Source organism: Rhizobium lentis (assembly GCF_014200175.1).
In the GTDB taxonomy this organism is placed as follows: domain Bacteria; phylum Pseudomonadota; class Alphaproteobacteria; order Rhizobiales; family Rhizobiaceae; genus Rhizobium; species Rhizobium mulingense.
On record NZ_JACHBD010000002.1, the window covers coordinates 485,579 to 511,770 of the forward strand.

The 26,192-nt window shown below is 62.4% G+C and carries 16 protein-coding genes and 1 tRNA gene; 11 read left to right on the forward strand and 6 right to left on the reverse strand.

Annotated elements, in window-relative coordinates; translation table 11 throughout:
* Window positions 1-79: 79 nt before the first annotated feature.
* The gene (locus GGI60_RS08025; RefSeq protein WP_183914634.1) at window positions 80-1,927 is read left to right on the forward strand and encodes a methyl-accepting chemotaxis protein; all 1,848 of its coding nucleotides are present in this window, start codon (window positions 80-82) and stop codon (window positions 1,925-1,927) included.
* On the opposite strand, the gene GGI60_RS08030 is transcribed toward GGI60_RS08025, so the two are convergent.
* On the reverse strand, window positions 1,900-2,154 hold the full coding sequence (locus GGI60_RS08030) for a hypothetical protein (protein ID WP_183914699.1): 255 nt from the start codon (window positions 2,152-2,154) through the stop codon (window positions 1,900-1,902). The genes GGI60_RS08025 and GGI60_RS08030 overlap by 28 nt on opposite strands.
* A gap of 90 nt (window positions 2,155-2,244) precedes the next feature.
* Here GGI60_RS08030 and GGI60_RS08035 point away from each other — a divergent pair, with 90 nt between their 5' ends.
* Window positions 2,245-3,114 (forward strand): LysR family transcriptional regulator, encoded by an 870-nt coding sequence (locus tag GGI60_RS08035; protein WP_183914636.1) that lies wholly within the window; start codon window positions 2,245-2,247, stop codon window positions 3,112-3,114.
* Window positions 3,115-3,198: 84 nt separating this feature from the next.
* On the opposite strand, the gene GGI60_RS08040 is transcribed toward GGI60_RS08035, so the two are convergent.
* Together GGI60_RS08040 and aceA are read right to left on the reverse strand one after the other, a co-directional pair.
* On the reverse strand, window positions 3,199-3,435 hold the full coding sequence (locus GGI60_RS08040; RefSeq protein WP_039617955.1) for a hypothetical protein: 237 nt from the start codon (window positions 3,433-3,435) through the stop codon (window positions 3,199-3,201).
* Window positions 3,436-3,456: 21 nt separating this feature from the next.
* A complete protein-coding gene (gene aceA, locus GGI60_RS08045; protein ID WP_183914638.1) occupies window positions 3,457-4,746 on the reverse strand; it encodes an isocitrate lyase in 1,290 nt (429 codons plus the stop codon).
* A gap of 193 nt (window positions 4,747-4,939) precedes the next feature.
* Here aceA and GGI60_RS08050 point away from each other — a divergent pair, with 193 nt between their 5' ends.
* The 5 genes from GGI60_RS08050 to GGI60_RS08070 all read left to right on the forward strand — a co-directional run bounded on the left by GGI60_RS08050 (window position 4,940) and on the right by GGI60_RS08070 (window position 10,653).
* Window positions 4,940-6,349, forward strand: a complete 1,410-nt coding sequence (locus GGI60_RS08050; RefSeq protein WP_183914640.1) for a short-chain fatty acyl-CoA regulator family protein — start codon at window positions 4,940-4,942, stop codon at window positions 6,347-6,349.
* A gap of 124 nt (window positions 6,350-6,473) precedes the next feature.
* Window positions 6,474-7,571, forward strand: a complete 1,098-nt coding sequence (locus GGI60_RS08055; protein ID WP_183914642.1) for a polyamine ABC transporter substrate-binding protein — start codon at window positions 6,474-6,476, stop codon at window positions 7,569-7,571.
* Between the two features lie 204 nt (window positions 7,572-7,775).
* Window positions 7,776-8,918, forward strand: a complete 1,143-nt coding sequence (locus GGI60_RS08060; RefSeq protein WP_183914644.1) for an ABC transporter ATP-binding protein — start codon at window positions 7,776-7,778, stop codon at window positions 8,916-8,918.
* Between the two features lie 4 nt (window positions 8,919-8,922).
* On the forward strand, window positions 8,923-9,834 hold the full coding sequence (locus GGI60_RS08065) for an ABC transporter permease subunit (RefSeq protein WP_183914646.1): 912 nt from the start codon (window positions 8,923-8,925) through the stop codon (window positions 9,832-9,834).
* Between the two features lie 3 nt (window positions 9,835-9,837).
* A complete protein-coding gene (locus GGI60_RS08070) occupies window positions 9,838-10,653 on the forward strand; it encodes an ABC transporter permease (RefSeq protein WP_183914648.1) in 816 nt (271 codons plus the stop codon).
* A gap of 1 nt (window position 10,654) precedes the next feature.
* On the opposite strand, the gene GGI60_RS08075 is transcribed toward GGI60_RS08070, so the two are convergent.
* A complete protein-coding gene (locus GGI60_RS08075; RefSeq protein ID WP_183914650.1) occupies window positions 10,655-12,547 on the reverse strand; it encodes an AsmA-like C-terminal region-containing protein in 1,893 nt (630 codons plus the stop codon).
* A 234-nt stretch (window positions 12,548-12,781) separates the two neighbouring features.
* Between GGI60_RS08075 and GGI60_RS08080 the strand changes: the two genes are divergently transcribed.
* Entirely contained in the window at window positions 12,782-14,734 is a 1,953-nt protein-coding gene (locus GGI60_RS08080) for an acetoacetate--CoA ligase (RefSeq protein ID WP_183914652.1), read from the forward strand.
* A 367-nt stretch (window positions 14,735-15,101) separates the two neighbouring features.
* On the opposite strand, the gene GGI60_RS08085 is transcribed toward GGI60_RS08080, so the two are convergent.
* Window positions 15,102-18,899 carry a PAS domain-containing sensor histidine kinase gene (locus GGI60_RS08085; RefSeq protein ID WP_183914654.1) on the reverse strand — a complete coding sequence of 1,266 codons (3,798 nt, stop codon included), beginning with the start codon at window positions 18,897-18,899 and terminating at the stop codon, window positions 15,102-15,104.
* Window positions 18,900-19,110: 211 nt separating this feature from the next.
* Here GGI60_RS08085 and GGI60_RS08090 point away from each other — a divergent pair, with 211 nt between their 5' ends.
* Window positions 19,111-19,560 carry a phasin gene (locus GGI60_RS08090; RefSeq protein ID WP_038692241.1) on the forward strand — a complete coding sequence of 150 codons (450 nt, stop codon included), beginning with the start codon at window positions 19,111-19,113 and terminating at the stop codon, window positions 19,558-19,560.
* 131 nt (window positions 19,561-19,691) lie between these two features.
* A tRNA-His gene (locus GGI60_RS08095) sits at window positions 19,692-19,768 on the forward strand.
* A gap of 150 nt (window positions 19,769-19,918) precedes the next feature.
* Here the strand turns inward: GGI60_RS08095 and GGI60_RS08100 are convergent.
* Window positions 19,919-20,818, reverse strand: a complete 900-nt coding sequence (locus tag GGI60_RS08100) for a nucleotidyltransferase and HEPN domain-containing protein (protein ID WP_183914656.1) — start codon at window positions 20,816-20,818, stop codon at window positions 19,919-19,921.
* Between the two features lie 359 nt (window positions 20,819-21,177).
* Between GGI60_RS08100 and traA the strand changes: the two genes are divergently transcribed.
* A complete protein-coding gene (gene traA / locus GGI60_RS08105; RefSeq protein ID WP_183914658.1) occupies window positions 21,178-25,809 on the forward strand; it encodes a Ti-type conjugative transfer relaxase TraA in 4,632 nt (1,543 codons plus the stop codon).
* Window positions 25,810-26,192 lie beyond the last annotated feature (383 nt).

Below are 26,192 nucleotides of genomic sequence, written 5' to 3' on the forward strand. Positions count from 1 at the left end.
GGCCAATCCAGATTTACGGAAAAATTTCCTTAACGCTTTTCCTCTAATTTAGCCCTTGTTGTGCCGCTGGGGGTCTTTGATGCCGCGCCTTTTCTCTACGTCGATCGTCCGCCAGATCGTTGTGATCACGCTGTTTCTGCTGGCGATCAGCACGGCCGCCATCGTCGGCGCGACCTATTACAATCTGAGCCGCCATGTGATGGACGGCGCCGTCTCCGACGCGAGGGACGCCGCCCGCGCCATGGCCGTCCTCTACGGCGCGGCCGATCAGGCCGCCAAGGTCGAGGTCGAGGACAACCGGCTCACCGCTGTCACCGAAGAGGCCATTCCGGCCCTTGCGGATCACTCGCTGGTCGACCACACCGCCCAGTCGATCGCCGGCGTTGCGACGATCTTCCAGAAGCAGGGCGGCGACTACGTCCGCATATCCACCAACGTCAAGAAGGAAAACGGCGACCGCGCCGTCGGTACCAAGCTCGCAGCCGAGCACCCGGCCCAGCCGGTTCTCGCTCGGGGCGAGGCCTATTTCGGCCCGGCCGAGCTGTTCGGCCGCAAGTTCATGACCGGTTATTTCCCGATCAAGAACGCATCGAACGCCAATGTCGGCATTCTCTTCATCGGCATTCCGATGGAGTTCTATTTTCAGCGCATGAACGAGCTGCTGATCCTGGTTCTCGGCATCGGCGCCGTCGTCATGCTGCTCGTCGGCGTTCTAGCTTTCTATGCGATCCGCCAGTCGGTGAAGCCTTTGCAGGCGCTGACCGCCAGCGTCCACTCGATCTCCTCGGGCGATCTCGACGAGGCAATCCCCTGTCTTGAGAAGAAAAACGAGTTCGGCGAGATCGGCCGCGCCCTCTCGCTCTTCCGCGACAGCGCCCGCGCCAGGCGCGACCTGGAAACTGAGGCGGCCGAACAGCGCGCCTTGAGCGATGCCGAACGCACCAGGAACGATGCCGACAAGCGCTCGCTCGACAGCCAGATCGACTTTGCGGTCAACCAGCTTGCGGCCGGCCTCGGCCGCCTGTCCCAGGGCGACGTCTCGCAGACGATCGGCACACCTTTCGTCGGCCGGCTGGAGCAGCTGCGCGTCGATTTCAACACCTCGCTTCTGGGGCTTCAGGATACGCTCTCCGGCATCCGCGACAGCGCCTCGACGATCCAGCGCAACAGCGGCGCCGTCTCGGCTTCCGCCGATGAACTTTCGAAACGCACGGAAGCGCAGGCGGCAAACCTCGAGGAGACCGCCGCCGCGGTCGAGGAGATCACCGTCACGGTTCGCTCTTCCGCCGAGCGCGCCCGTGAAGCCAACAGTGTCGTCGCCGCCACCAAGAAGACCGCCGACAATTCCGGCACCGTCGTCCGCGATGCCGTCGCTGCCATGGAACGTATCGAAGAGGCCTCGCAGCGGATCGAGCAGATCATCGAGGTGATCGACGATATCGCCTTCCAGACCAATCTTCTGGCGCTCAATGCCGGCATTGAGGCGGCGCGGGCCGGCGAGGCGGGCAAGGGCTTTGCCGTCGTCGCCCAGGAGGTCCGCGAGCTCGCCCAGCGTTCGGCCGATGCGGCGCGCGAGATCAAGTCGCTGATCGAGACATCGAGCCGGGAAGTGACGGCCGGCTCCGAGCTGGTCCAGAAGACCGGCAGCGTCCTTGCCTCGATCAGCCAGGAGATCATCGCGATCAGCGGCCATGTCGAGACCATCGCCACCGCCAGCCGCGATCAGTCGGCGGCGCTGCAGGAGGTCAACGGTTCCGTGAACGCCATGGACCAGATGACCCAGAAGAATGCCTCGATGGTTGCCGAGACGACGCAGGCAAGCCGCCTGCTTGCCGGCGAAGCCGATACGCTGATGGCGCTCATCGAGCGTTTCCGCATCGGCGCAGAACCGGCGGCCGCTCACCTCGGCGCAAGAAAAGTCGCCTGAGGAGCATGGCCCTGACAGCCGCAGGATTGCGCCGCAAGGCTGCGGCGTTTTCCGTTCGCTGCGACCCGCTTTAAAATGAGGTCGATCGAAGTCAGCCAGGCGGCGAAGCGGATGATGTTGCTGTCTCCGTACTCGGCATAAAACCGGTCTTCATCCGCCTTGGAACCGCTTGGCTTAGAGTAATGCCGGTATCCGTAGACGCCGGCGATGGTGATCATGTCGATCATGGCGATGTCCTTTCTCATGTCAGACGTCACCTCATTTAGGCGTCAAAATTCGCTTCATAAACAGGAGAAATCCCGCTATGTTTTTCATCAATGAAAAACGCGAATTGGGATTCCTATCAGCTTTTCCTGCAGGTCGCCCGGCTCGGCGGTCTGACGGGAGCGAGCGCTGCCAGCGGGCTCAGCCCCGCCACCGTCGGTCGGCGCATGCTCGAGCTTGAGCAGGAGGTCGGCCGCGCCCTGTTTTCGCGCAGTCAGACCGGTTATCGGCTGACGCAGGATGGCCAGGCGCTGCTCGATCATCTTCAGGAGATGGAAGCCGCCGCCCGCAAGGTCGAAGCCTGGCGGCAATCCGGTGAGGGCGGCACAACTGTCAGGATCACCGCCGGCACCTGGGTCGCCTGGCTGCTGACGGAGAATTTCGCCGCAATCCGCATGCCGGGCGATGCCTTCGCCATCGCGCTCAGCATCGGCGAGGCGCGGGCGAGCCTTGCCTATCGTGAGAGCGATATCGGCATTCGCGCCTTCGAGCCGGCGGAAGCCAACCTGGCCGCCCGCGCGCTCGGGGAGGTGGCCTATGCCGTCTATGCCAGACGCAACGCCGCCGAGACCGACGAGCGCTGGATTGCCGTCGGCGAGGAGGAAGCGATCTCGGCCTATCTGCGCTGGCCGCACGCCTATGCCGCATCCGGGATCGTCGCCACTGTCAACCGGCCGCGTTCGCTGCCGGATCTGGTGCGCGCCGGCGCCGGCAAGACCGTGCTTCCCTGTTTCGTCGGCGACCTTCATCCGGAATTGCAGCGCCAGGGCGGCGAACTGCCGGAACTGCGTCACCGCCAGTGGATCGTCATGAATGCCGAGGACCGTCATCGCCCCGAAATCCGCACGGTCGCCGACCGAATGACCAAGCTCATCCGAAGCTATGCCGATCTCTTCGCCGGAAAGCGGCCGAGCCGCGGTTGACGTTTACGATGAAGCGCCCGCGCATTCCGGGACACGCGGGCGTTTAGATGAAGGCGGCGACCCGAGGTCGCCTGGCTATGCTTGTCAATGCCGGTTGGTGACGACGACCGGAATGAGCAGGTCGCCCCAGTTGCCGTCGCCGCCGTGATGACGGGCCGAGCGCACCAGCTCGACCGAGACGCCGGCCTCGACGGCTTTCATGACCGACTGGTTCAGCCGGTGCAGGTCATTGGCGAGCATGCGGATCGTCGTCTGCTGATCCTCGCTCATGCTGGACGTCTGCTCTTCGGCCCGTTCCCGGACGCGTGAAATGGATGCCATGGTTCTGTCCTCCTGTTCAGGTTATTCCGCAGCCGGTTTGAACTGCGCATGTTCGGTTGAATCGTGCATGGCGGTGGTCGACGACCGGCCGCCGGTGATGGCGAGCGACACGGCGTCGAAATAGCCGGTGCCGACCTCGCGCTGATGTTTGGTGGCGGTATAGCCGTAGTCCTCTGCGGCGAATTCTGCCTCCTGCAGCTCGGAATAGGCCGACATCTGCCGCTGCCGGTAACCGCGCGCCAGTTCGTACATGCCGTAGTTCAGCTGGTGGAAGCCGGCGAGCGTGATGAACTGGAACTTGTAGCCCATCGCGCCGAGTTCGCGCTGGAACTTGGCGATCGTCGCCTCATCGAGGTTCTTCTTCCAGTTGAACGAAGGCGAGCAATTATAGGCAAGCAGTTTGCCGGGATGGACCTTGTGCACTCCCTCGGCAAAACGGCGCGCCTGCTCGAGATCCGGCTTGGAAGTCTCGCACCAGATCAGATCGCAATGCGGCGCATAGGCGACGGCCCGGGCGATGCACGGCTCGATGCCGTTTCGGACCTGGTAGAAGCCCTCGACCGTTCGCCCGGCATCATAATCGACGAAGGGCTGGTCGCGCTCGTCGATGTCGGAGGTCAGCAGCTTTGCCGCTTCCGCGTCGGTGCGGGCGATCACCAGCGTTGCCACGCCCATGACGTCGGCGGCAAGCCGTGCGGCGTCGAGATTGCGGATATGGGCGGCCGTCGGGATCAGCACCTTGCCGCCGAGATGGCCGCATTTCTTTTCCGAGGCGAGCTGGTCCTCGAAATGGACGCCGGCGGCACCCGCCTCGATATAGGCCTTCATGATCTCGAAGGCGTTGAGCGGCCCGCCGAAGCCGGCTTCGGCATCGGCGACGATCGGCGCGAACCAGGTTTCGACGGAAAGCCCGTTGCCTTCCGCCGTCTCGATCTGATCGGCGCGCTGCAGGGTGCGGTTGATGCGTTTGGCAAGCTCAGGCCCGGCATTGGCGGGATAGAGCGACTGGTCGGGATACATCGCCGATGCCGTATTGGCGTCGGCCGCCACCTGCCAGCCGGAGAGGTAGATAGCCTTCAGCCCGGCGCGCACCATCTGCATGGCCTGGTTGCCGGAAAGGGCGCCGAGCGCATTGACGAAATCCTCCTGGCGCAGCAGCCGCCACAATCGGTCCGCCCCCATTTCGGCGAGCGTGTGGGTTAGCGCCACCGAGCCTCTGAGCCGCTGCACGTCGGCGGCCGAGTAAGGCCTTTCGATGCCGTCGAAGCGGCCCGCCGGTGCATTGGCAACAAGTTTGTAAAAATCGGTCATGCTGATCTCCTCACTAAAAATCCGATATCAGGGATGTTGATGACAAGTTTGACAATATCGCGCGGAATGACCAGAAAAACCTTTGATTTCCTGGGCGGAAAGAGGTTAAGATGACGAAGATTGACAGAGCGGCGCTGTGAATTTGTAAAGTTTTGTAAACGTTGGCGCCGCTTGCCTGTCAAAGGGTGTGACAATGGCGGAACGGAAGATATTCGCAGGCCCGAAATTGCGGCGCATCCGCAATGCGCTGGCGCTGACGCAGACCGCCATGGCCGAGGCGCTCGAAATATCGCCCTCTTACCTGAACCTGATCGAGCGCAACCAGCGGCCATTGACGGTGCAGCTGCTCTTAAAGCTGGCGGCCGTCTACAGGGTCGATCTGGAGGAATTGCGCGGTCAAACCGGCGGCAGCCTCGGCCAGCTCAAGGAGGTCTTTGCCGATCCGCTGCTTGCAGGCGAATTGCCCGGCGACCAGGAACTGGTGGAAGTGGCCGAGGCCGCACCCAATGCCGCGGCCGGCATGATCAAGCTCTATCGCGCCTATCGTGAACAGGCCGCCCGGCTGTCGGACCTGACGGCGCTAATGGCGGCCGAAGGGCACGCACCCGTCGCCGTCGGCCGGTTGCCGCTCGACGAGCTGCGCGAGACGCTGGAGCGCAGATCGGCCTATTTCGGACGGATCGAGACGGCGGCGGAAACCTTTGCCGCGACGCTTCCCGGCGGCGCCGAGCTTGCCGCCGGGCTGAAGGACTGGCTGCGCGCCGAGCGCGGCATTGCGGTGCGCGTCCTGCCGGTGCATGTCATGCCGGATCTGCGCCGCCGTTTCGACCGGCATTCGATGCGGCTTTTCATTTCCGAGCGCCTGTCGCCGGCCGACCGTACGCATGAGATCGCTGTCGAGGCGGCCAACCTCGCTTTGCTGCCGGCCATCAATGCCGAGCTCGAGGATCTCGCGCTCTCCTCCGCCGAGGCGCGCCGCATTGCTCGCTTCGAGCTGGCCCGCATCGCGGCCCTGGCGCTCGCCATGCCCTATGAGGCCTTCCTGGCGGCGGCCAAGACGACGCGCTACGACATCGACATTCTGCGCGCCCGCTTCGGCGTCTCATTTGGCCATGCCGCGACGCGTCTGGCCATGCTGCAGCGGCCGGGGGCGGCAGCCATCCCCTTCTTCATGATGGAGATCGATGCCGCCGGCCACCGGCTGCGACGAGGCGGCGCCCAGGGTTTTCCGCAGGCCCGTTTCGGCGGCGGCTGTCCGAAGCTCAATATCCACGCCGCCTTCCTGCAGCCGGGCCAGATTCTTGCCGAGACGGTGGTCATGCCGGATGGAGCATCCTTCCTGACGGTCGCCCGCACGCTGGAGGGGCCGAGCGTCGAATTCGGCGAAAGGATCAGGCGCACGGCGATCCTGATCGGCTGCGATGCCGCCCTTGCAGACGGCTTGGTCTACGGGCAGATGACGGCGGTCGATCCGGTCGCGATCGGCCCGGCCTGTCGCCTTTGCGAGCGGCGCGGCTGCCTTTCCCGCGCCGAGCCGCCGGTGACGAGACCGCTTGGGCTCGACGAGATGGTGGCAGGCCTCAGCGCCTTCGACTTCCAGTGATTGTGAAATCGTTGAGGGCGCAGTTTTTGCGCTTGTGGGCTTGGAAATTCCTTCTTAGTCTGCGGCCAAACCAGAGGGAAAAGACGTCCGGGGATGCGGACGCTTTGAACAAACAGGAGAAGTCATGAGGTCAACCATCGCAAGTGTGACGGCCGCCGCCATCGCCGCGCTTTTTGCCGCCGCTCCGGCCTTTGCCCAGGAGCGTGTCGTCAACGTCTACAACTGGTCAGATTATATCGACGACAGCATCCTGACCGACTTCACCAAGGAAACCGGCATCAAGGTCGTCTACGACACATTCGATTCGAACGAGACGGTAGAAACCAAGCTGCTTGCCGGCGGCACCGGCTATGACGTGGTCGTTCCCACCGCCGACTTCCTGCAACGCCAGATCCAGGCCGGCGTCTTCCAGAAGCTCGACAAGTCGAAGCTGCCGAACCTTTCCAACATGTGGGACGTGATCCAGCAGCGCACCGCTGCATACGATCCGGGCAATGAATATGCCGTCGATTACATGTGGGGAACCGACGGCATCGGCTACAATGTCAAAAAGGTGGCTGAAATCCTGGGTCCCGATGCCAAACCCGGCCTCGAAGTGATCTTCGATCCAAAGGTCGCCCAAAAGTTCAAGGACTGCGGCATCTACGTGCTCGACACGCCGAAGGACGTCATGACCACGGCGCTGCGCTATCTCGGCCTCGATCCGAACTCGACCAAGGCCGAGGATTTCAAGAAGGTCGAGGAATTGCTGACGGCGGTCCGCCCCTATATCCGCAAGTTCCATTCGTCCGAATATATCAACGCCCTTGCCAACGGCGATATCTGCATCGCCTTCGGCTATTCCGGCGACATGCTGCAGGCCCGCGACCGCGCGGCCGAAGCCAAGAACGGCGTCGAGGTCAACTACTCGATCCCCGTACAGGGCGCCCAGATGTGGTTCGACATGATGGCGATCCCCGCCGATGCCAAGCATGTGGCCGAAGCGCATGAGTTCCTGAACTACATGATGAAGCCCGAGGTCATCGCCAAGGCGAGCGATCACACCTTCTATGCCAACGGCAACAAGGCTTCGCAGCAGTTCGTCAGCAAGGACGTGCTGAACGATCCGGCGGTCTATCCGACCGAAGAGGTGATGAAGAACCTGTTCACCGTCAAGCCGTGGGACCCGAAGACCCAGCGCACGGCGACGCGGATCTGGACGAAGGTCGTCACCGGCCAGTAAGTCAATGCCAGGCCCGGACGGCAACGTCCGGGCCTTTCAATTGCGGCCTAGAACAGGATGATTTTAGGCCGGTCGGCCTAAAATCTGAATCCTGTTCCAGATTGAAGAGTTAGAGCATGATGTTCGTCCGAAAACCGCTCACACTTTTCGGCATCATGCTCTAGGTGGAGGCCGGCCCAATACGCATATTTTTCGGGGAATAATATGAAATCCTTAGGCAATATCCGCCGCGCTTTCGCGCCTTGGACCGATCCGTCCGCAAAACCGTTCATTGCCTTCAAGAACGTCACCAAGCGCTTCGGTGATTTTACCGCTGTCAACGACCTGTCGTTGAACATCTATCACCGCGAGTTCTTCGCGCTGCTCGGCGCGTCCGGCTGCGGCAAGTCGACGCTCCTGCGCATGCTCGCCGGCTTCGAGCAGCCGACATCCGGCGAAATCGTTCTCGATGGCACCGATCTCGCCGGCACGCCGCCCTACCGGCGGCCGGTCAATATGATGTTCCAGTCCTACGCGCTTTTCCCGCACATGACCGTCGAGAAGAACATCGCCTTCGGCCTGAAGCAGGACGGCATGCCGAAGGACGAAATGGCCGAGCGCGTTGCGCAGATGCTGAAGCTCGTCAAGCTGGAGCAGTTTGCGTCGCGCAAGCCGAACCAGCTCTCCGGCGGCCAGCGTCAGCGCGTGGCGCTCGCCCGGTCGCTCGCCAAGCGCCCGAAAGTGCTGCTGCTCGACGAACCCCTCGGCGCGCTCGACAAGAAGCTGCGCGAGGAAACCCAGTTCGAGCTGATGGACCTGCAGCAAAGCCTCGGCCTCACCTTCGTCGTCGTCACCCACGACCAGGAAGAGGCGATGACCATGGCGGACCGTATTGCCGTCATGAGCCACGGCAAGGTCGTGCAGGTGGCGACGCCGGCCGAAATCTACGAGGCGCCGAATTCCCGCTTCGTGGCGGATTTCATCGGCGACGTGAACATCTTCGACGGCAAGGTGACGACATCGGGGAGCGGCGCAACCGAGATCGCCGTCGACAGCGGTTTCACCATCCGTATCGCTGCCGCAGGTGCCCCGGCGATCGGCAGCACGGCCGGTTTTGCCATCCGCCCCGAGAAGATCCGCGTCAGCCGCGCGGCGCCCGCGAACGCGTCGGTCAACGCGGCCAGGGGCGAGATCTGGGATATCGGCTATCTCGGCGACATGACCGTCTTCCACATCAAGCTACCGAGCGGCAAATTTGTCAGAGCCTCTTTCCTCAACGCGCAGCGCTCCGTCGAAGACCCCTTCACCTATGATCAGGACGTCTGGGTCTCCTTCGATGAAGACGGCGGCGTGCTGCTGAAGGATTGAGATCATGGGAACGCTGGCATCACCCTTCTATAACCGCCTCGTCATCGTCATTCCCTACGCCTGGCTGCTGCTCTTCTTTCTGGCGCCGTTCTTCATCGTCTTCCGCATCTCGCTGTCAACGACGGCGATCGCCATACCGCCCTATGAGCCGGTCTTCTCCTTTGCCGACGGCTGGGGCGGTTTCTGGAGCAAGGTCGCGACCTTCTCCCTCGACAATTACGGCTATCTCACCGACGACCCACTCTACTTCAACGCCTATCTGTCGAGCGTGATCATCGCGGCGGTCTCGACATTCCTGATGCTGCTGATCGCCTATCCGATCGCCTACGGCATGGCGCAGGCGCCGCGCACGATCCGCCCGACGCTGCTGATGCTCGTCATCCTGCCATTCTGGACGAGCTTCCTGATCCGCGTCTATGCCTGGATTGCCATTCTGAAGCCGGAAGGCCTGCTGAACCAACTCCTCCTGTCGCTGCATTTGATCGACACGCCGCTGATCATTCTCAACACACCCACGGCCGTCTATATCGGTATCGTCTATTCCTACCTGCCCTTCATGGTGCTGCCGCTCTACTCGGCGCTCGAAAAGATGGACGGCACGCTGATCGAGGCGGCCCAGGATCTCGGCTGCACGCCAATCCGGGCCTTCTGGCGCGTCACTTTCCCGCTGTCGATCCCCGGTGTGGTGGCCGGCTGCATGCTGGTCTTCATCCCCGCCGTCGGCGAGTTCGTCATCCCCGATCTTCTCGGCGGGTCGCAGACGCTGATGATCGGCAAGACGCTCTGGAACGAGTTCAATGCCAATCGCGACTGGCCGGTCTCCTCGGCGGTCGCAACCATCCTGCTCATGATCCTGGTGATCCCGATCGTCTTCTTTCAGAATGCACAGGCCAAGGCCGAAGAGCGGGGGAGATAGACCATGCTGCGATGGACCCGTTTCAACGTCATCTCCGTCGTGCTCGGCTTTGCCTTCCTCTATCTGCCGATCGTGCTGCTGGTGATCTTTTCCTTCAACGAGTCGAAGCTCGTTACCGTCTGGGGCGGCTTCTCGACCAAATGGTACGTCTCGCTGCTGTCGAACCAGTCCCTGCTAGACGCCGCCTGGGTGACGATCCGTGTCGGTCTGCTGTCGGCCACCTTCGCCACCGTGCTCGGCACGATGGCGGCGCTGACGCTGGTGCGTTACACCCGCTTTCGCGGCCGCATGCTTTTCTCGGGCATGGTCTATGCGCCGCTCGTCATGCCCGAGGTCATCACCGGCCTGTCGCTGCTGCTGCTTTTCGTGGCGATCGGCTTCGACCGCGGCTTCTGGACGATCACGCTGGCGCATACGACGCTGACCATGTGCTTTGTCGCCGTCGTCGTGCAGTCACGGCTTCTAAGCTTCGATCAGTCGATCGAGGAAGCGGCGCAGGATCTGGGGGCGCCGCCGGTGCGCACCTTCTTCGAAATCACCCTGCCGATCATCTCGCCGGCAGTGTTTTCGGGTTGGATCCTGGCGTTCACCCTGTCGCTGGATGACCTCGTGATCGCAAGCTTCACCTCCGGCCCGGGCGCAACCACGCTGCCGATGAAGATATACAGTCAAGTTCGTTTGGGGGTGACGCCGGAGATCAATGCCGTCTGCACCATTCTGATCGCCGTCGTCGCGGTCGGCGTCGTCTGCGCCTCGATCATCACCAAGCGCCGCGAAATCCAGCGTGATCGAGACGAGCGCGCGGCCGCCGGGGCCTGATTTACTGCGCGTGAGGCGTATTGCCGAACAGCGGAACCGGCGAAATGACCGGATTTGGCCATGAGCCGCCGATGAAGAACGGCAGAAGCGGCAGCTCGGCCGCCTTGGCCGGATCGGTTGCCTCCAGCGAGCCTGAAAGCGCCAGCCCGTTCGACTGGTAGGTGACGACGCCGGAAAGTGTCAGTGTCTGTGCAGGTCCGGCGATATGGGCGTCGTGGATCTCGGCCGAACCATTGGCGAAATCGGCCTGAAGATCCAGCCGGCTGAAGGCGAAGGCGCCGTTCGCCGCCGCGCTCAGCGGAAAGAACGGCTTTTCGGCGGCCTGGGTCCGCAGCGCTGCGGCGTCGATGCCGGGGATTGTGCCCTCTTTCGTCCAGAAGTGCAGCCTGCCGGTGACGTCGGCAAGGCCGGTCGTCCAGATCGCTTTTGGCGACTGCAGGTCGAGATCGAGCGATCCCGTCGCAAGCGGCAGCGGCCCTTTGAGCTGCAGGCGCTCGGCAAGAGCGGCGAAGTCGGCATCGCGGATCGACAGCTGCAGTTTGCCGCCGCCGTCGAAATCACGCTGCGTCGCTTCCAGATGCGCGGTCAGCTCGCCGCCTTCGAAGGCGCTGTCGCCGATATCGAATTTCGCCTCGCCGCCAGTCACGATCATGCTGGCGCCGACATCGGAAAGCTCGAAGAGACCCATCTGCGCGCGCCGCGCCGAAAGCCTGACGTCGATGTCAAGCAGCTGAAGCGGTTCGCGCATGCCTTTGGAGATTTCCTCTGCCTCGCCGGCGGCGAGCCTGAGCGCAAAGGCATCGAGGAAAGGTTTGAGGTTCATCTGGTCGAAGGCAAGCGTGCCGCCGATCTTCGGCCGTCTGCCGGGCACGGTCGAAAGGTCCATCACGCCGGTAGCGCTTGCCTCGTTCAGCGACAGGCTGAGATCGTTGAAGCGCAGCCCGCTGCCCGACGACATGATGTCGGATTCCAGCGATGCGCTCTTCAGCGTCCCGATGCCGGGGATCGATTTGCCCGACCATGTGAGAAGCGCCGGCACATCGGGAATGCTGGCGGCGATATTACCGGAAACGGCCGAAAGGCGGGCGATGCTGGCAATTCCCTGGAAACGCGCTGTCAGCAGGTTTGACGTCAGCGATGTCCGCGTCTCGGCGCTCTTGCCGGCAAAGGCGAGCAGCGGCTGGCGGGAGGCGAAATCGACCTTCAGGTCCTCGCCGTTGATGCGGGCGATGACGACCGCCGAGATCGCGCCTGAGAGCCGCGGCCAGGCGATGTCGGCCGTGACGCTGTCGAAATAGAAGGTCTTGGCGCTCCCGATGTCGGTGACGGCAAGCGTACCGTCCTCGACGGTCACCGCGCCGATCTCGGCATCGAGAGCCGGATCGAGCACCTCGGTTCCGTTTTCATAGCGCACGCCGCTGATCGCACGGGCGAGCAGGCCGGCATAACTCCAGTCGATCAGGCCTTCTTCGTCACGAGTCAGCGCCAGGTTGGGACGCAGCAGATGGAATTCGTGGAAACTCGTCCGGCCTCTCAGCGCATCGATGAGGCTGAAATCGGCCGACAGGCTTTCGATGCTGCCGAGCAGCTTGTCGCCGCTTTCGCGCGGCTGGCGGATCGTGACCTCGTTCAGCGTGATGCGTGGCGTCGGCCAGAATTCGAGAACCGGATCGCCTTCGATCTCGGCCTGATAGCCCGTCCATTTAGACAGTGCGTCCTCGATGCCGGAGCGCACGAAACCGGTGGTGATGAGATAGGGCGCGGCTACCCTCAGCGCCACGAAAAGCCCAAGCGCGATCAGCAGCAGCACGGTCGAAACACGCGCGAAGGCCGGCAGCCAGCGCGAAACGGGTCCGATCTTCCTGCGCCACCTGCGATGTCTTGACGTACCCATGATCTCCGCCGGGCATTCAGCCGGTTAAGCCGTTAAGCGCTGATTTCGCCGGATATAGGAAATATCGGGCAGATGCAAATCCCACCAACGCCGCGTGTGCGCGGGTATTTTGAATCGACGTTGAGATCGTTTGCGCTTTCCGGCCTGTTTCACCGGGCGTCGGATGCACTCCGGTTCCGCCCTTTATAATGCAATGCAGCATGATATAAAGACAAGATTGGGGAGGAGGATTGAATGCAGGACAACAGACCACTTTGGGTGCCATCGGACGTAGCCGTCGCTAAAAGCCCTATCCATGCCTTCATGGCGCGCTGCAATGCAGACTTCGGGCTATCGCTTTCGGGCTTTGAGGACCTGCATGCATGGTCTGTCGCCGAGCGGGAGAAATTCTGGTCGACCGTCTGGGATTTCTGCGGCGTGAAGGGAAAACGTGGCGCGGAAGTGCTGATCGACGGCGACAGCATGCTCGGCGCCCGCTTCTTTCCCGACGCGACGCTGAACTTCGCCGAAAACCTGCTGCCCGGCCGCGGCGAGGGCGACGCCATCCTCTTCCGCGGCGAGGATAAGGTTGCGGATCGCTGGTCGTGGGATCGGCTGCGCGCGCTGGTCTCGAGGCTGCAGCAGGCCTTCAAGGCGCAGGGTATCGGCGAAGGCGACCGGATCGCCGCCATGATGCCGAACATGCCGGAGACCGTCGCCGCCATGCTGGCGGCCGCTTCGATCGGCGCCATCTGGTCGTCCTGCTCCCCCGATTTCGGCGAACAGGGCGTGCTCGACCGTTTCGGCCAGATCGGCCCGAGGCTGTTCATCGCCTGCGATGCCTATTGGTATTCGGGTAAGCTGCAGGACGTCGGCGCCAAGGTCGCCGCGGTGGCGAAAAGCCTGGGCGTGCCGACGATCGTCGTCCACTATGCCGGCGATGCCGAGGCGGTGGCGCTCGCAACGCCTGGCGCTTCGACGCTTGAAGCCTTCATTGCGCCCTATGAGGCGAGCGAGATTGAATTCGCCCAACTCGCCTTCGCCCATCCGCTCTACATCCTCTTTTCCTCCGGCACGACGGGCGTGCCGAAATGCATCGTCCATTCGGCCGGCGGCACGCTGTTGCAGCACCTGAAGGAGCAGCGGCTGCATTGCGGCCTCGAGGCCGGCGAGAAGCTCTTCTACTTCACCACCTGCGGCTGGATGATGTGGAACTGGCTGGTCAGCGGTCTTGCCAGCGGCGCCACCCTCTGCTTGTTCGACGGATCGCCCTTTGCCCCCGACGGCAACGTGCTGTTCGACTATGCCGAGGCCGAGAAATTCGCAATCTTCGGCACTTCGGCGAAATATATCGATGCGGTGCGCAAAAGCGGGCTGACGCCGCGCCAAAGCCACGATCTCTCCAGCCTGCGGCTGATGACGTCGACCGGCTCGCCGCTGTCGCCCGAAGGATTTACCTTCGTCTATGAGGGCATCAAGGCAGATGTGCAACTCGCCTCGATCTCCGGCGGCACCGATATCGTCTCCTGTTTCGTGCTCGGCAATCCGCTGCAGCCGGTCTGGCGTGGCGAGATCCAGGGGCCGGGCCTCGGCCTTGCTGTCGACGTCTGGAACGATGACGGCAAGCCGGTGCGCGGCGAAAAGGGCGAACTCGTCTGCACCAAGGCATTCCCCTCGATGCCTGTGATGTTCTGGAACGATCCTGACGGTGCCAAATATCGCGCCGCCTATTTCGACCGGTTCGACAACGTCTGGTGCCACGGCGATTTCGCCGAATGGACGGAACATGGCGGCTTGATCATCCACGGCCGCTCGGATGCGACGCTCAATCCCGGCGGCGTGCGCATCGGCACGGCCGAAATCTACAATCAGGTCGAGCAGATGGAAGAGGTGGCCGAGGCGCTGTGCATCGGCCAGGAATGGGAGGACGACGTGCGCGTCATCCTTTTCGTTCGCCTGGCAGCGGGCGTGACGCTGACCGAGGATCTGATCAAGGCGATCAAGACACGGATACGCACCGGCGCCTCGCCGCGCCATGTGCCGGCGAAGGTCATCGCGGTTGCCGATATTCCCCGCACCAAGTCAGGCAAGATCGTCGAGCTTGCGGTGCGCGAGGTCGTGCATGGCCGGCCGGTGAAAAACCAGGAAGCGCTCGCCAATCCCGAGGCGCTGCGGCTCTTTGCAGGCTTAAGCGAACTGAGGGACTGATAAGGAATCGTAAACCACAAGCTTTCACCATTCAGCAATCCCTTGTCATGGAAACCTTTCGTTAAGAAAGGTTCGTCAAAGGTGAAATAACTTAGGGGCCGCACATGAACGAGGCGGCCTGAAGCGCTACAGCGCCCGCGTCTTCGACGCGTAAGGACGCTGTAGCACTTTAAGTTGCTGCATAATCTGCCCTCAAATCGATTCCGATTTAAGGAATTATGCAGCAGAGCTTACGAAACATGACGTTCATCGCCTGAGCTCTTGTTGAACAGCACTAAATTCAAAGGCAGCCTCTGGGCTGCCCTTTTTTTACGACATGCCGCGCAGAAATTTGCAGCGGGTGTCGGCTCAACTCTGCTGAAAGGGATCAGCCGGCCAGCACCCGTTGCGACGGGAAGGTGATCTCGACGAGTGTGCCCTCGTTGGGCGCCGAATTGATCGAGAATGTCGCCCGATTGGCATCGACCATCGCCTTGGTCAGCGGCAGGCCGAGGCCGGTGCCATCGCCACGATGGCGCGACTGGGTCGAGGAGACCTGCCGGAAGGGCTTCATCGCATGGTCGAGTTCGGCGCGCGTCATGCCGATGCCGGTATCGCGAACCCGCAACACCACGCTGCCATTCGCCTCGTAGGAGGTGGATACGACGATCTGCCCGCCCGACGGGGTGAAGCGGATGGCGTTCGATAGGATGTTGAGCGCGATCTGTTTGATCGAGCGCAGATCGGCAACGACATCGGGCACCGCATGCGACAGCGCCGTGCGGATGATGACGCGCTGGCCATTCGCCTGCGGCTGGACCAGGGCGACGGCCTCCGAGACCGCCTCGTTGAGGCCGACGGCGGCAAAATCGAGATCCATCTCGCCCGCCTCGATCTTCGAAATGTCGAGCAGGTCGTTGACGATGTCGAGGACGTGCCGGCCGGAGCGGCCGATATCGTTGGCATATTCGATATAGCGGGGATGGCCAATCGGACCGAAACGCTCGCCGGCCATCATATCGGAAAAGCCGATAATGGCGTTAAGCGGCGTGCGGATTTCGTGGCTGACGCGGGCGAGGAAATCGGTCTTGTGGGCATTGGCGGTTTCGGCGGCCCCCTTGGCGTTGCGCAGCTCTTCCTCGGTGCGCTTCCATTGGGTGATATCGCGGATGACGGCGCAATAGCCATTCGAAGAGGTGAGCCGGCCCATCGTCATGAACAGCGGCACGAAGCCGCCGGCGGCCTCGCGGCCGATCACCTCGCGCCCGTCGTTCAGGACGCTTGCGACGCCATGGCCGGAGAGGCCGTTCAGATAGTCGACAACGGCTTTCTGGCTCTCATGGGCAAACAGCATGACGAAGGGTTTGCCGCGCGTCTCCTGTTCGTCATAATTGAAAAGCGCGCTTGCCGACCGGTTCATCGAGCGGATGTCGCCGTCCGTTCCGATGACGACGACACCGTCGGTCGCCGTTTCCAGGATCGAGCGCAACTCCTCCACTTCGACCTGAAGCTTGGCCACCTTCTCGACCATCCGCTCGGGGCGGGCTTCGGACCGGCCGGCGTCAGCGCGGGCGTCTTCCTTGCCTTCCAACGGCATCAGCGCCAGCATCAGGGCGTTGGCATCTTCCCAGCGCACCGATTGCAGCCGCGCGGTGACCGGCGTCAGCGTGTCGTCGGCCTTGACCAGCATCATGGTGCCGGAGCCCGTGGCATTTTCCTCGAGTTCGCGGCGCTGCAGCAGCGCTTCGATGCCGCCCACGTCGCGCAGCGCATCGAGGGAGGCATAGCCCGTCAGCCGCATGAATTCGGGATTGGCATGTATCAGCGCGTCGCCGACATGGATGAGCACCGCGACAGGCAGCTGGTCGACCGTTCCGGCCGACAGCCCGTCGGTCATCTTGACCCGCGGCGGGATGAAGCTTGTGAGAACCTCGATCTGGCTTACCGTCTCCTCGAGCCCTTCCGTCGCCTCGTCCTCTTCTATGGAGGCGGGCTCTTCAGGCTCTTCTCGCAGCGCCTCGGCCGCGTTCTCGAAGATCGCTTCCTGCGGCGCCGGCTCCTCGGCCGAAGCCATGCCGGCCGTATCGGCGAGCGGTGCTTCTTCCTTGAAAGTTTCCGGTTCCAAGCTCGCTTCGAAAGCCGCTGTCTCCGTGGCGCCGGCGTCCGTCGACCGCGGAGCGGCAGGCTCTTCCTTGCGGGCGCCGAAGGCTTCCAGGCGCTTGGCGATTTCCCGGAAATTCGCCTGTTCGGCGGCCGTCAGTGCGGCGCCGGTGCTGTGAAGCTGAACGACCTTGTCGGTGAAACGACGATTGGGTGTTTCGACGATGCGAAGCGCCGGCGGTTCGTCTGCAGCATTTTCCCGGGCGGGTGTCTCGACACTCGTCTCTTCGCCGGTAATCGCTTCCGGGACCGTCTCTTCGGCCTGCGGCGCGGCTACTGCCGGCGTCTCAATCCCGTTCTCGTCCGCCACTGGCGGTTCCGCCGTAACTTCCTCGGACGGTGCTTGCATGTCAGGCACCGGTTCGACGACAGGCTCGGCGATCGGGCCGAGGCTTGCCGCACCATGGCCGACGCCATCCGGGCCGAGCGTCAGGCCAAGCGCCAGCGGATCCTCATGCGCGTCGGAGAGCCTGACGACGCCGAAGCCGCGGAAACCGTCGAAGTCGCGGTTGCGGGTATAGGTCGGCAGTGCCGCGAGATCGACCGGAACGACGAGGCTGGTGCCCTCGACCGGCCAGAGGATCGTCTTGCCCGACCATGTGTCGCGGCGCGCGAGCGCCTCGGACAGCTTGCCGTCCGGATCAAGGTTGAAAAGAGCGGCGATATCGCTGAAGGCGGAGCCGATGATGGCGGATGCATGCGGACCGACGGCCTCGGCAAATTCGTGGCTGACCTCGTTGAACCGGCCTTCCGCATCAATTTTCCAGACGAAGCGCGTGGCGCGGCTGTTCGGCCGGAAGACGAAGCCGGGTTCCGGTGCAAGCGCCGGGGTAGGGGACGTATCGGAAATCGCAGGCGCGGCAGCGGCCGGCGCTTCATTGGCCGTGGCCGGGGTCTCTTCGGCAGGCGTCTGGCTGGCTTCGGCCGGTTCTGCCGTCCCGTTCGTTTCCGCAGTCTCATCAGCCGAATGGGCCGAAGCCTCGTCGACGAGCGCGGCAGGCGCGTCAGCCTCATCCGCACTGCTGTCGATTACGCCCTCGTCGTTTTTCGGCGCCGCGTCTTCACCCCGGTGCATCTCCGCAGTCGTCTCGTCGGCGGATACGGCGGCCGCCTCTGCCGGCTGTTCGCTTTCGACGGCGACCTCTTCGAGGGTCTCCTCGACCTCTTCGATATCAGACATCGCGTCGACGATTTCGGTGAAGCCGGGTGCTGCGACCGGCTCTTCCGGGGGAAGTTCGGCCGGCGGCACGCTTGCTTCCCTCGCGGGTGAGTCAGCCGCCCGCGACGGTGCATCGACAGCGTCGAGCACGGGTGCATCGACTGGATCGAGCACGGGTGCATCGACCGGGTCGAGATGACCGATCGCGGTCTCCACGGCAAACAGCAGATTGAGCGGCGGTTCGTCGCTAAGCTTGCCGACCGCGGCCGGGAGATAACCCCGGCCGGTGGCAACCGGGCGCTTGACCAATCGATCGGGATGCGCGCCGGCAAGATTGATCAGGGTCTTGGCGGTCTCGCCGGAGATGGCAAGCGAGGCAAAGCCCGGCGAGGCGGCGATGACCTCGCCATTGGCGCCAATGACGGCCATATGCGTGTCGGGATCGTCGAGCCCCTGCAGCATCTGGGCGGCCGAGGCGTCTGATGCAAGCGGCCTTGCCGAGACCGGCACCGAAAACAAAATGGCCTTTTCGCCCTGTGAAAGGCGGATGAGTTCGGCCGCCGCCTGCATCTGCGCGCGCTGGAAGCCTTTGGCGACGCGGATCATCAGGCTGCGGTTGTCGCCAATATCGGCGAGCTGGCGCGCCGCTGTCTCCAACTGGCGGAAGGTAATGTCGGTTCGGTCGACGCCTTGGTCGAGCAGATCATAGACCGCCGAATGACCGAAAAGCTCGGCACCCGCCCCGTTCGCCCAGAGCAGCCGGGCAAGATCGGCCGAAAACAGCACCATCGCCTCGCCGCGTGAAAAGCGTTCCCGCACCCGTGCATGCACGGCGATATCGATGAACGGATATTGGACTGCGGGCATGATCGAACCTTGTCGCTGTCGGCCTTCTAAATTAACGGCTTATTAATAACTGCAGGCCGCATGCCGGTCCAGAACAGCAGGGTAGTTTCGGCCCACAGGGTTAACGTCTTGTGCGCTGCACAATAATTGTTGCAATGCACAATGAAATGCCCTATATAGACGTCATTCGATGATCACAGGCAGCGACTGCCTCAACCCAAAGGAATGCGACATGGCTACCATAAAGACCGATGACGTTTTTTCAATCGCTTCTTTCGACCCGTCCAAGCTCGCGGAATCCTTCCGCGAATTCGCTGAAAAGGGCGCACAGCAGTCGAAAGACGCCTATGCCAAGCTGAAGACCGCCGGCGAAGAAGCTGGCAAGACGCTCGAAGCCACCGTCCAGACGGCCCAAGCCGGCACCGTCGAGATCGGCCTCAAGGCCATCGACGTCCTGCGCGTCAATGCTGAGAGCTCGCTCTCGCACATGGAAGCACTACTCGGAGTCAAGTCGGTCGCCGAATTCGTTGAGCTGCAGACTTCGTTCCTGCGCAAGCAGGCCGAACTCGCCGTCGACCAGGCGAAGTCGATGCAGGAAACCACCAAGCAGGTTGCCGAAAAGCTCGCAAAGCCCTCCAAGGACGCCGCCGAAAAGGCCATGGCCTCCTTCAAGGTTGCCTGATCGATCTTAACCGGTCGGAAACAAAAAGGCTGGACCTCGCGTCCAGCCTTTTTGTATATTGACGAGGAATGGGGCTTGAATTCATCGCGAAGTCCTCGTATGTGACCCCCATCGCGCCCGGCGCGGTATATGCGGTTGTAGCTCAGTTGGTTAGAGCGCAGGTTTGTGGCACCTGAGGTCGGAGGTTCGAGACCCCCCAACCGTACCATCTCCACCTATATCAGCTTTGCAGATCGAGGTATGCTTGGATAAGCGCATGCGTTCGGGGCAAGGCCGTTCGTAAGACCTGTCAATGGCTTTCTGTAGCCCGGGTGAGGCCGGAGGTGAACAGCGTAACGGCTCTTGACGCGGTTGCTGCCTATTCTGCTAAGGATCTTAATTGCCCCTCGCAAACCGATTTGACGATTTCGATGAGTAAAGCAGTTCGCGCGGTCAGCCATCCAAGAGCCTCCTCGCTGATCTCAAAGTGCTTTGAATAGCGCGCCTTCACATAGGCTTCGTTCAGGGTGTTGAACCACGCGCGCTCGCGATGTTGATCGCGAGGAAACGCCTGGGCCAGACGCCTATCTTGTTCCTCAGCGAGCGAACGAAGGAATTTGATGTTGTGGGATGGCGGACCATAATTCGTCAGCGTCAGCAAGACACAGGAATATGCTTGCTCGAGCGATTGATGCATTAGGAAGGCGGCTTCGTTGAAATCTCGTTCCCGCAGATAAAACATTAGCCCCTTGTGGAACTTCAATGCGGCCCCATACCTATGATCGAAATGCTCCTTTGCCACCCGCAACCGATCTGCTGGCGAGAGCGGCTTCGGTTCCGCAAGCGGCTCATTGTCCAGCTCGTAGAGAACGACCCCCTCCTTGCGAATGTCTGAGAAGAAGTATTGCCCTTCCTTGAGGTAGCTGTTCACCTCGCGCCTGGAATGGACGATGAAGCTCACCGGCGTCTCGATAGTCTTGTCGTGGATCAGCCGGTCGGCGGCTTTGTACCAATACTCAGCGAACTCGCAGAGCTTGCGGTTGTTGACGATGATCAGGAGATCGAAGTCGGACCGATATCCTTTCATCGTGAAGGGTTCATCCACCCATCCGCCTTTGGCGTAGGAGCCGAACAGGATGATCTTCAGGATCCGACCGCGTTTTTTGAATTCTGCCGTACCGTCCTTCAGAGCATCCTCAAATTCCTCATGTAGGATTTCCAGAACGCGGCCGAGCTCACGCTGTTTGCGAAGCGGCATATGATCGAGCGACGACTTCATGAGTAATCCGATAGGCGAAAGATCCTATACCGTCCACCGGGATTCTTTAAACAGCCGATGTAAGACCCTTATGTCTCATCCGATTGCCATCTCCCGCGAGGATTTTGAAAAGCTTCAAGCTTGAGCACGAGGATCATCCGCCCCGTGTCAATTGAAACACGTCCACTACGACCTGTGGAACAAAACCCAATTATACTACCTTGAATAAGATAGTTAGATTGCCTATTTATCGCAGTCAAGAAGGCCCGGCGCGAAAACGATCTGAAATGAATCCGAGGGCACGTCTCTCACTGGCTGACACGTTTGAAGAGCGACCAACGCGGCTCGTTTGCTGCAACTGCGCCGATCAGAGGACAATCATGGCGATCATGTTCATCAAAGCGCAGGTGATCAGCAGGGGAGCGGGACGTAGCATTATATCGGCCGCCGCCTATCGCCATCGCACGACGATGATGGACGAGCAGGCCGGCAGGTCGTTCAGCTATCGGAGGGGAGCTTCCGACCTCGTCCATGAAGAGCTGGCGCTGCCCGACCAGGTCCCGGCCTGGCTGAAGATGGCGATGGACGGCCGATCGGTCGCCAAGGCAAGCGAGGCGCTGTGGAATGCCGTCGATGCCTTTGAGAAACGGGCGGATGCGCAGCTGGCGCGCGAGCTGATCATCGCGCTGCCGGAGGAACTGACACGAGCCGAGAACATCGCGCTGGTGCGCGAATTCGTCCGCGACCATTTCACCGAGCAGGGGATGGTCGCCGACTGGGCCTATCACGACAAGGACGGCAACCCGCACGTCCACCTGATGACGACGTTGCGGCCGCTGACCGAGGAGGGCTTCGGGCACAAGAATGTTCCGGTGCTTGGCGAGGATGGCAAGCCGTTGCGTATCACCACACCCGACCGGCCGAACGGCAGGATCGTTTACAAGCTCTGGGCCGGCGACAAGGAGACTCTGAAAGCCTGGAAGGTCGCCTGGGCGGACACGGCCAACTGGCATCTGGCGCTGGCCGGCCACGAGATCCGGCTCGATGGCCGGTCTTATGCCGAACAGGGTTTGGACGGCATCGCGCAGAAGCATCTCGGACCCGAGAAGGCGGCGCTGGCAAGGAAGGGCAAGGAGGTCTACTTCGCACCCGCCGATCTCGCCCGCCGCCAGGAGATGGCCGACCGGCTGGTTGCCGATCCCGAGCTTCTGTTGACGCGGCTCGGCAATGAGCGCTCGACCTTCGACGAACGCGACGTCGCCAGGGCGCTGCATCGTTATGTCGACGATCCCGCCGACTTCGCCAACATCCGCACGCGGCTGATGGCGTCGAACCAGTTGGTCATGCTGAAGCCGCAGGAGATCGAGGCAGAGACCGGCAAGGCGACGGAGCCCGCCGTCTTCACCATTCGAGATATGCTGCGCATCGAATATGAGATGGCGCAGTCGGCGAAGGTTTTGTCGGAGCGCCGTGGCTTCGCCGTTTCCGAGCGGTATGTGAACGCGGCGATCGAGAGCGTCGAGACGTCGGATCCGCAACAGCGCTTCCGGCTCGATCCGGAACAGGTCGATGCGATCCGTCATGTCACTGCTGATGACGGCATTGCTGCCATCGTCGGTCTGGCCGGCGCCGGCAAATCGACGCTGCTTGCCGCCGCACGGGTCGCCTGGGAAAGCCAAGGCCGCCGGGTGATGGGTGCCGCCCTTGCCGGCAAAGCGGCGGAGGGTCTCGAGGATAGTTCCGGCATCCGGTCACGCACACTCGCCTCCTGGGAACTGGCCTGGGCGAATGGGCGCGACACGCTGCACCGCGGCGACGTGGTGGTGATCGACGAGGCCGGCATGGTGTCGTCGCAGCAGATGGCCCGCATCCTGAAGATCATAGAACAGGCGGAGGCGAAGGTCGTGCTGGTCGGCGATGCGATGCAGCTGCAGCCGATCCAGGCGGGTGCTGCGTTTCGGGCGATCAGCGAACGCGTCGGTTTCGCTGAGCTTGCCGGCGTGCGCCGCCAGCGCCACGAATGGGCGCGCGATGCCTCGCGTCTGTTTGCGCGCGGCGAAATCGACAAGGGGCTCGATGCTTATGCCCGGCATGGCCATCTGGTCGAGGCGCAGACGCGCCAGCAGATCGTCGAGCGCATCGTTGCCGATTGGGCGGAGGCGCGCAGAGAGGCAATTGGTCGATCTGTTGCCGAGGGCAGGGCCGGCAGTCTTCGCGGCGACGAGCTGCTCGTGCTCGCCCACACCAACGCCGACGTCAAGCGCCTGAACGAGGCGCTGCGGTCAGTGATGACGGGTGAGGGAGCGCTCGGCGAGAGCCGCAGCTTCCGGAGCGAGCGGGGCACACGGGAATTTGCCGCCGGCGACCGCATCATCTTTCTGGAAAATGCCCGCTTCATCGAGCCGCGCGCCGGGCGTCTCGGCCCGCAATATGTCAAGAACGGCATGCTCGGCACGATCGTTTCGACAGGCGATGAGAAAGGCGAAGTTCTGCTGTCGGTGCGTCTCGACAACGGCAGCAAGGTCGTGTTCGGCGAGGACAGCTATCGCAATGTCGATCATGGCTATGCCGCGACGATTCACAAATCGCAGGGCGCGACTGTCGAGCGAGCCTTCGTGCTGGCGACCGGCATGATGGACCGACACCTGACCTATGTGTCGATGACGAGGCACCGCGACCGCGCCGATCTCTACGCGGCGAAGGAGGATTTTGCGGTAAAGCCGGAATGGGGACGCAAGGCACGTGTCGATCATGCCTCCGGTGTCACCGGCGAGCTTGTCGAAACCGGAGAGGCCAAATTCCGGCCCGATGATGAGGATGCCGACGACAGCCCCTATGCCGACGTCAGGACCGACGACGGGGTCGTGCATCGGCTTTGGGGCGTGAGCCTGCCGAAGGCGCTCGAGGATGCCCACATCCTAGAAGGCGACACCGTCACGCTCAGAAAGGACGGTATCGAGAGGGTCAAGGTCCAGATTCCCATTGTCGACCAGAAGACAGGACATAGGCGCTACCAGGAGAGGGAAGTCGACCGCAACGTCTGGACGGCCAACCGGATCGAGACCGCCACGGAGCGCCAGGAGCGCATCGTGCGGGAAAGCCATCGGCCGGATGTGTTCGAGCAGCTGGTCGAGCGATTGTCGCGATCCGGCGCCAAGACGACGACGCTCGATTTTGAAAGCGAGGACAGTTACCGCGCCCAGGCGCAAGATTTTGCCCGGCGCCGGGGGATCGAGCATCTCTCTTTGGCTGCCGCCGAGATCGAGGAGAGCCTGTCGCGGCGCTGGGCCTGGATTGCCGCAAAGCGGGAGCAGGTGGAAAAGCTCTGGGAGCGGGCAAGCGTGGCGCTCGGCTTTGCGATCGAGCGGGAACGGCGGGTCGCCTATAATGAAGAGCGGAACCAGACGATCGCCGAGGCGGCTTCCAGTGATACGCGCTATCTGATGCCACCCGCCACCGCCTTTGCCAGGAGCATCGACGAGGATGCGCGGCTAGCGCAGCTGTCATCCACGGCCTGGAAGGACCGGGAGGCGCTCCTGCGGCCGCTGCTCGAGACGATCTATCGGGATCCGGATGCCGCACTTGTCGCCCTGAACACCCTGGCATCGAATACCAGCATCGCCCCGCGCGAGCTCGCCAGCGAACTCGCTGCAGCCCCGGATCGGCTTGGCCGTCTGCGTGGTTCCGATCTTATGGTCGAAGGACGGACGGCGCGTGACGAGCGCAAAGTCGCAATGGCCGCTTTGCAAGAATTGCTGCCGTTGGCCCGCGCCCATGCGACCGGGTTCTGCCGGAACGCCGAACGCTTTGAGCTGCGAGAGCAGGCACGGCGCGCCTCCATGTCCTTGTCGGTTCCGGCGCTCTCCGACAAAGCTATGGCGCGCCTGACGGAGATCGAGGCGGTGCGCACACAGGGCGGTGACGACGCCTACAGGACGGCTTTTGCGCTTGCCGCTCAGGACCGCACCGTCGTGCGGGAGATCAAGGCCGTCAGCCAAGCGCTGAGCGCCCGCTTCGGCTGGAGTGCGTTCACCTCGAAGGCGGATGCGGTTGCCGAACGCAACATGGTCGAGCGCATGCCGGAAGATCTGACGGCCGGTTGGGGCGAGGAACTGCCCCGTCTGTTCGAAGCCGTAAAGCGTTTTGCCGAGGCGCAGCATCTTGCCGAGCGCCAGGACCGCTCGAAGGTCGTCGCGGCGGCCAGTGCCGCTCCGGCCAAGGAACCAGCGAACGAGAATGTGACCGTGCTGCCCATGCTTGCCGCCGTCACTGAGTTCAGGACGCCGGTGGATGAGGAGGCGCGGTCGCGCGTTCTCTCCGCTTCCCTCTACCGTCATGAGCGTGCGGCACTGGCGAACACGGCTAAGACGATCTGGCGTGACCCGGCTGGAGCCGTCGGCAAGATCGAGGAACTGCTTGCAAAAGGCTTTGCTGCCGATCGTATCGCCGCCGCGGTAACCAACGATCCAGCAGCCTATGGCGCGTTGCGCGGTTCGGGCCGCCTGATGGAGCGGATGCTGGCTGCTGGCCGCGAGCGGAAAGAGGCAGTGCAGGCTGTGCCGGAAGCGGCCGCGCTCCTGCGCTCGCTTGGCGCCAATTATGTCAACGCCCTCGATGCCGAGCGTCAGTCTATCATTGATAAACGCCGCCGCATGGCAGTCGCCATTCCCGGCCTTTCGAAGGCAGCCGAAGAAGCGCTCCTGCGTCTAACGTCGCAGGCGAAGACGAACGCGCGCAAACGGGACACCGCGACCGCAACACTCGATCCGGGCATCCGCCAGGAGTTCGCGGACGTCAGCAAGGCGCTGGACGAGCGCTTCGGGCGCAATGCCCTCATCAAGGGTGACAAGGATCTTGTAAATTGCGTGCCGCCGGCACAGCGCCGAGCTTTCGAGGCGATGCAAGAGCGGTTTAAGGTCTTGCAGCAGACTGTCCGCCAACAAAGCAGCCAGCAAATCGTTGCGCAACGGCGTCAGCACGCTATCAACCGTGGCCGCGGGATTGATCTTTAAGGCTCTGACTGGGCGGCTGCTGTAATAGTGGCAAGCAGGCGTTCTCCCAGGAATGAGGAGTGCCCAGATATTTCCGGCGTCGCCTCTCAGTAAGGCGAGATGTTCTTCACATACGGTCTTAACTAGCATTGCAACGCGCCTCGGTTGCCCGGGTACGGCCTACACAGCGCCCGGCATTCGCTTCAACACAGGAAAAGGTTAGGCGTCCTGCGGCCTTCAGTTCTAACGGAAAACAGCATGACCTTGCCCCCAAGTTTTATCCAGTTTTGAGTTCGCTCCAGCGGTTGTTGAAGTGCTCCCCAATTTTGGGCCAGCGGGAGCTGGAATTTCCGGGATTATTGGCTCAGCTCGGCGGGGGTGCCGATGAGCCGTTCATAAGCGAA